Origin of the sequence: Actinosynnema sp. NPDC059335, from assembly GCF_042752395.1 — a bacterium.
Lineage (GTDB): Bacteria > Actinomycetota > Actinomycetes > Mycobacteriales > Pseudonocardiaceae > Actinosynnema.
The window spans coordinates 1-5,128 of record NZ_JBHYXZ010000281.1; the positions used below are offsets into that span (position 1 = coordinate 1).

The window sequence follows — 5,128 nt, forward strand, 5'->3', positions numbered from 1 at the left end:
GACGAACCCCCCCCCGCGGCGCCGGACTCACCCCGCCCGGCGGCCCGCGGGGGGGGGGGGGGGGGGCACCCCCCCCCGCCCCCCCCACCGGCGCGTCCGGGGCCGCCCCGAACACCGCCACTCCACTGTGGACGTGCGCGGCGCCTCGCCCGAGCCGTCGAGGACCGCGCCGACGGGTTGTCGAACGTCGATTCGCCTGGGGCGGTCGAATGCGTTCGACGCGGTTCTCCCATACGAGATGCGGCCGTTGACGGGTGGTGGGCGTGGCGCGACCCTTCCGCCGGGAAGGGTTCCGGGGCGTTCGGCGGCGGTCGCCGTGCCGCTCGGCGGACGTGCCGCCGGACCGGGCCGTCCGGCCGGGCGTCCTCGCCCGACCCGGATCCGCCGACCCGACACGGGTTCCGCCGAGAACGACATGGGGTGTCGATGAAGACGTCTTCACGGAACCGCTACCCGGCGGTGGCGGCGGCGTTCCTCGCCGCGACGGCGGCCCTCGTGGCGCCGGGCGCGCAAGCCCAGGCCGCGCCGACGCCCGCGCCGTGCGCCGCGCCGCGGACCGACTCGGGCGCGACGGCCGCCGCCGCGCCGTTCACGGTGTGGCTGGCCGGCGACTCCACCATGGCCAACGGCAGCGGCGCCTGCCCGGTCGGCTGGGGCCGGGAGTTCGACCGCCTGTTCACCGACGACGTGACCGTCGTCAACAACGCCGTGGGCGGCCGGAGCATCCAGACCTGGCTCTACGAGTCCAACGTCAAGACCACCAAGGACGCCGCCGGCGAGTGCGAGGTCAGCCCCCGCACCTACGCCTCCCGCTGGGCGGGCATGCTCGCCGAAGACGGCATGCGGGCGGGCGACTGGCTGATCATCCAGTTCGGCATCAACGACGGCGACCCCAACTGCCCGCGGCACGTCGGCACCGCCCGCTACCGCGAACTGCTGTCCACGATGTCCCGGGAGGCCAAGGCGCGCGGCGTCAAACCCGTCTACGTCACGCCCGTCGCGGCGATCCGCTGCTCCGGCTCCACCGCCGTGGGCAACCGCGGGTTCGTGGCGGAGACGATCGCCCAGGCGCAGGCCGACCAGGTGCCCGTCATCGACCTGCACCAGCGCAGCGTCGCGCTCTACAACTCGCTGCGCCTGTGCCCCAACAACGGCGATTACGGCCAGGGCGCGGTCGGCGCGTTCTTCTGCGCCGACCACACCCACTTCGAGGCCGCCGGAGCCGCGCGCATCGCCGAGGTCGTCGCCCAGGCCCTGCGCGAGCAGGGCATCGCCCTCGCGTCGTCCCTGCGGCAGAACACGTCCGCCCACAGCCTGGTCGCGCAGCACAGCGGCAAGGCGGCGGACATCTCCGAGGCTTCCACGGCGGCCGGCGCGAGGCTCGTCCAGTGGGCCGCCACCGGCCGGGCCAACCAGCAGTTCGAGTTCCTCGACACCGGGGATGGCCACGTCCGCCTCAAGGCCCGGCACAGCGGCCTGGTCCTCCAGGTCTCCGGCAACGGCAGCGGCGCGGACATCACCCAGCAGCCCGACACCGGCGCGGCGAGCCAGCAGTGGCGCGTCGTCGACCACGGCGGCGACGTGATCAGCCTGATCAACCGGCAGTCCGGGCTGGCCATGGACGTGTGGGAGAAGTCGACCGCGGACGGCGCGCGGATCTCCCAGTACACCTACAACGGCAACCCGAACCAGCGCTTCAAGCGCGGCTGACCGGCACACCGCCACCCGCTCCCGGCGAGTGGACGGCTTCAGTTCACGCAGGCGGGATGAGAGGCTTCCGGCGGAACACCCGATCCAGTGAGGGGAACCGTCCGTTGGCTCAGAAGAGCGTCACCGTCGGTGAGCAGGAACTCGCGTACCGGGAATCGTCCGGCACCGGGCCGACCGTCGTGCTGGTGCACGGCAACTCGTCCTCCGGTCGCACGTGGCGCGCGCTCGTGGACGGCCCCTTCGGCGAGCGCTTCCGCTGCCTGGCCCTCGACCTGCCGGGCCACGGCGACTCCCCGCCCGCCCCGGCCCCGGAGGCTTACTCGCTGCCGGGTTACGCCGGCAACCTGGTCGACTTCATGGCGGCCACCGACGCCGCGGACGCCGTGGTGGTCGGCTGGAGCCTGGGCGGCCACATCGCGATCGAGGCCGCGCCGCGCCTGCCGGACGCCGCCGGGTTCGCGATCTTCGGCACGCCGCCCGTCAGCTCGCCCGCTCAGCTCGGGGAGGCGTTCCTGCCGAACCCGGCCGTGAACATCGGCTTCAGCCCGGAGGTGGACGAGGAGGCCGCGCGAGCCTACGCGACCAGCTTCGTGGCCCCCGGCTCGACCCACCCCGTCACGGGGTTCGTCGCCGACATCCTGGCCACGGACGGCGCGGCCCGTGCCGGTCTGGCGGCGAGCCTCGGCGAGGGCCGGTTCGCCGACGAGGTGGCGATCGTCGCCGGCCTCACCCGGCCGCTGGCCGTGCTGCACGGCGCGGACGAGCAGCTGGTCAGCCTGGACTACCTGCGCACGGTCCCCGTGCCGACGCTCTGGCGCGGCGAGGTGCGGATCCTGCCGGCCACCGGCCACGCGCCGCACGAGGAGGCGCCCGAGGTCTTCGCCGCCGTGCTGGCGGAGTTCCTCTCCGACCTGGGCTGACGCCGGTCGGGCGGTGATCACACCGAGCGGGCGGTGACGCGTTCGACGGCGGCGATCGCGGCGGCCGGGTCGTGTGGTTCGACGTCCAGGGCGCGGTGCATCGCCATGCCCTCGATCACGGCGTCGAGCAGGCGCGCGGTCAGGGGGTCGAAGTGCCGTTCCAGCGCCCGCCTGCTCGCCGCCATCCAGGCGTTGGTGAGGTCGCGGAAGGCGGGGTCGCGGGCGGCCAGCGTGTACAGCTCGTGGGTGAGCACGAGGTCGCGCGGACCGCCGGGCGGTTCGGCGGTGATGACCTCCGCCACGGCGCGCTTGGCCTCCTCGACGTCCCGGGCGGCCGCCATCCGCCGCTCGAACCCCTCGGCCGCGGCGGCGGCGAACCGGCCGAACGCCTCGCGCAGCAGCTCCCGCATCCCGGTGAAGTGGTAGGTCATCGAGCCCAGCGGCACCCCGGCCGCCGCCGCGATCGTCCGGTGCGACGCGCCGGCCACCCCGACCTCGGCGACGACGTCGAGGCAGGCGTCGACGATCCGGTCCCGCCGCCCCGGGTCGGGTCGCCGGACCGTCACTCCCCGATCTCCCGCACCACGCGGGCCGGGTTGCCCACCGCGACCACGTTCGCCGGGATGTCGCGGGTCACCACCGCGCCCGCGCCGATCACGCTGTTGTCGCCGATCGTCACGCCGGGGCAGACCACCACGCCGCCGCCGAGCCACACGTTGTCGCCGATCACGATCGGCCGGGCCGCCTCCAGCTTGTCCCGCCGCGGCCCCGGCTCGACCGGGTGGGTCGGCGTGAGCAGCTGGACCCCCGGCCCGATCTGGCAGTCCTCGCCGATGGTGATCGCCGCGACGTCCAGCGCGGTGAGGTTGAAGTTGACGAACGTCCGCGCGCCGATGCGGATGTTCTCCCCGTAGTCCACGAACAACGGCGGTCGCACCACCACGCCCTCGCCGACCTCGCCGAGGACCTCCGCGAGCAGCCGCCGCGCCTCCTCGAACCGGCCCGCGGCGCACGCCACCCGGTAGTCCTCCAGCAGCGCCGCGGCCCGCTGCGCGATCCGGGCGCTGTCGGGGTCGTCGGCGATGTAGAGGTCGCCGGCCAGCATCCGCTCCCGGTTGGTCCTGTCGTCGCCCGCGAAGTAGTCGACCGCCATGTGTACGACCGTACACCTGAGGGGCCTCGACCGGCTCGGCGGCGCGACAGTCCGGCCGGCGGCCCTGCACGGCGGTGCGACCGGCCGAGGCCGGCGGGCCAGCACGGCGGTGCGACCGGCCGAGGTCGGCCCGTCGCACCGGCTCCCCTGGATCAGTCGCCCGGTCGCACCGCCTCCCCCGCGTCAGTCGCCGAGCCGGCGCAGCCACTCCCCCACCACCGAACGGGTCGCGGGCGTGGCGTGGACCCACCCCTGGCCCCGGTTGTCGGTGTAGCGGACCACCAGCCAGCGGCCGTCCGGGCAGTCGAGCGTGGTGACGAACGACCCCGCGCGCCGGCGTCGCCCGTACCGGTCACGCCGGGCCGCGTACAGCTTCGCCACGCCGGTGCGCGGCCGTTGCACCAGCGCGGCCAGCGCCCGCGAGCCGCGCGCCTCCTCGGCCCGCGCGTTGATCGACACGCCGCGACCGGCCGGCACGTCCGGCAGGCACGCCGCCAGGGTCTCCGACGGGTCGCCCCGCAGCACGTCGATCCGCACGTGACCGTTGTCCCGCACCGCGAAGACCCCGTGCCGCCCCGCCGTGGCGACCACGACCGGCAGGGTGACCTCGCGGTTGAACGCGATCCAGCCGAAGCACTCGGAGTCCGCGTACGCGAGCACCCGCAACGCCTCCAGCGTGTCGTCCACCCGCACGCCCTCGCGGTGCAGCTCCCGCTCCACCTCCAGGACGTCGGCCTCGGCGGGCGGCACGTGCAGGACGGTGTGGTGCTCGCCGAGGTCGTCGTGGTGCCACAGCACGTCGAACGCCGTGTCGGACAGCACCACCGGCCCGCGCAACATCAGTCCTCCCCGATCACGGGCGCGACGCCGCCGGGCAGCCGGCCGACGAGCGCGTCCGCGTCCTCGTCCAGGTACACGGTGCGCCGGTGCTCCCGGTCGTCCTCGTCCCGCGTGGCCGGCGCGTGCGGCGCGAAACCGCCCATGCCGGCCACGCCCGCGCCGACCCGGCCCGCCGCGCCGCGCGCCCCGGCCGGGGCGTTCCCCGGCGTCCGGCCGAGCACGGCGGAGCGGTCGCCGGCGTCCAGGGAACCCCTCTGACCCCTGGTGCCGGTCGGGTCGCCGATGCCGATCCCACCCGGCAGCACCGGCGCGACACCGCCGCCGCCGGACAGGTGGTCGCCCTTCGGGACCTTCGACGTGTGCCCGGTGTCCCGGCCCGCCGGCGGACGGGTCGCCGGCGGCAGACCGCCCGGCACACCGGGGGCCCGCTCGGCGACCCCCGTGCGCTGGCCCGGCGGCCCCGGCGCGGGGGGGGCCGCCCCCGCCGGTGCGGCCGGTCGGCGCG

At 75.6% G+C, this 5,128-nt stretch carries 5 protein-coding genes and 1 pseudogene; 2 read left to right on the plus strand and 4 right to left on the minus strand.

Annotation, left to right across the window (positions count from 1 at the left end):
• The first annotated feature begins 426 nt into the window (after positions 1 to 426).
• Both ACFXGA_RS39515 and ACFXGA_RS39520 read left to right on the plus strand, forming a co-directional pair.
• Entirely contained in the window at positions 427 to 1,710 is a 1,284-nt protein-coding gene (locus ACFXGA_RS39515) for an RICIN domain-containing protein (protein WP_378098114.1), read from the plus strand.
• A gap of 104 nt (positions 1,711 to 1,814) precedes the next feature.
• Complete coding sequence (locus tag ACFXGA_RS39520) at positions 1,815 to 2,630, plus strand: alpha/beta fold hydrolase (RefSeq protein ID WP_378098117.1); 816 nt, start codon at positions 1,815 to 1,817, stop codon at positions 2,628 to 2,630.
• 17 nt (positions 2,631 to 2,647) lie between these two features.
• Here the strand turns inward: ACFXGA_RS39520 and ACFXGA_RS39525 are convergent, their stop codons facing one another.
• The 4 genes and pseudogenes from ACFXGA_RS39525 to ACFXGA_RS39540 all read right to left on the minus strand — a co-directional run.
• Positions 2,648 to 3,196, minus strand: a complete 549-nt coding sequence (locus ACFXGA_RS39525; RefSeq protein WP_378098120.1) for a TetR/AcrR family transcriptional regulator — start codon at positions 3,194 to 3,196, stop codon at positions 2,648 to 2,650.
• Positions 3,193 to 3,783, minus strand: coding sequence for a sugar O-acetyltransferase (locus ACFXGA_RS39530; protein ID WP_378098123.1), 591 nt, complete (start codon positions 3,781 to 3,783; stop codon positions 3,193 to 3,195). Before ACFXGA_RS39530 ends, ACFXGA_RS39525 begins: the two co-directional genes overlap by 4 nt.
• A 183-nt stretch (positions 3,784 to 3,966) precedes the next feature.
• Positions 3,967 to 4,623, minus strand: a complete 657-nt coding sequence (locus ACFXGA_RS39535) for an ESX secretion-associated protein EspG (protein WP_378098126.1) — start codon at positions 4,621 to 4,623, stop codon at positions 3,967 to 3,969.
• Positions 4,623 to 5,128: pseudogene (locus ACFXGA_RS39540) on the minus strand (hypothetical protein); the annotation flags it as partial. The pseudogene ACFXGA_RS39540 and the gene ACFXGA_RS39535, both read right to left, overlap by 1 nt.

What these genes read in the sequence shown, in the direction of transcription:
- ACFXGA_RS39535 (WP_378098126.1), bottom strand. Translation starts at nt 4,623, where the DNA reads ATGTTGCGCGGGCCGGTGGTGCTGTCCGACACGGCGTTCGACGTGCTG.
- ACFXGA_RS39530 (WP_378098123.1), bottom strand. Translation starts at nt 3,783, where the DNA reads ATGGCGGTCGACTACTTCGCGGGCGACGACAGGACCAACCGGGAGCGG.
- ACFXGA_RS39515 (WP_378098114.1), top strand. Translation starts at nt 427, where the DNA reads ATGAAGACGTCTTCACGGAACCGCTACCCGGCGGTGGCGGCGGCGTTC.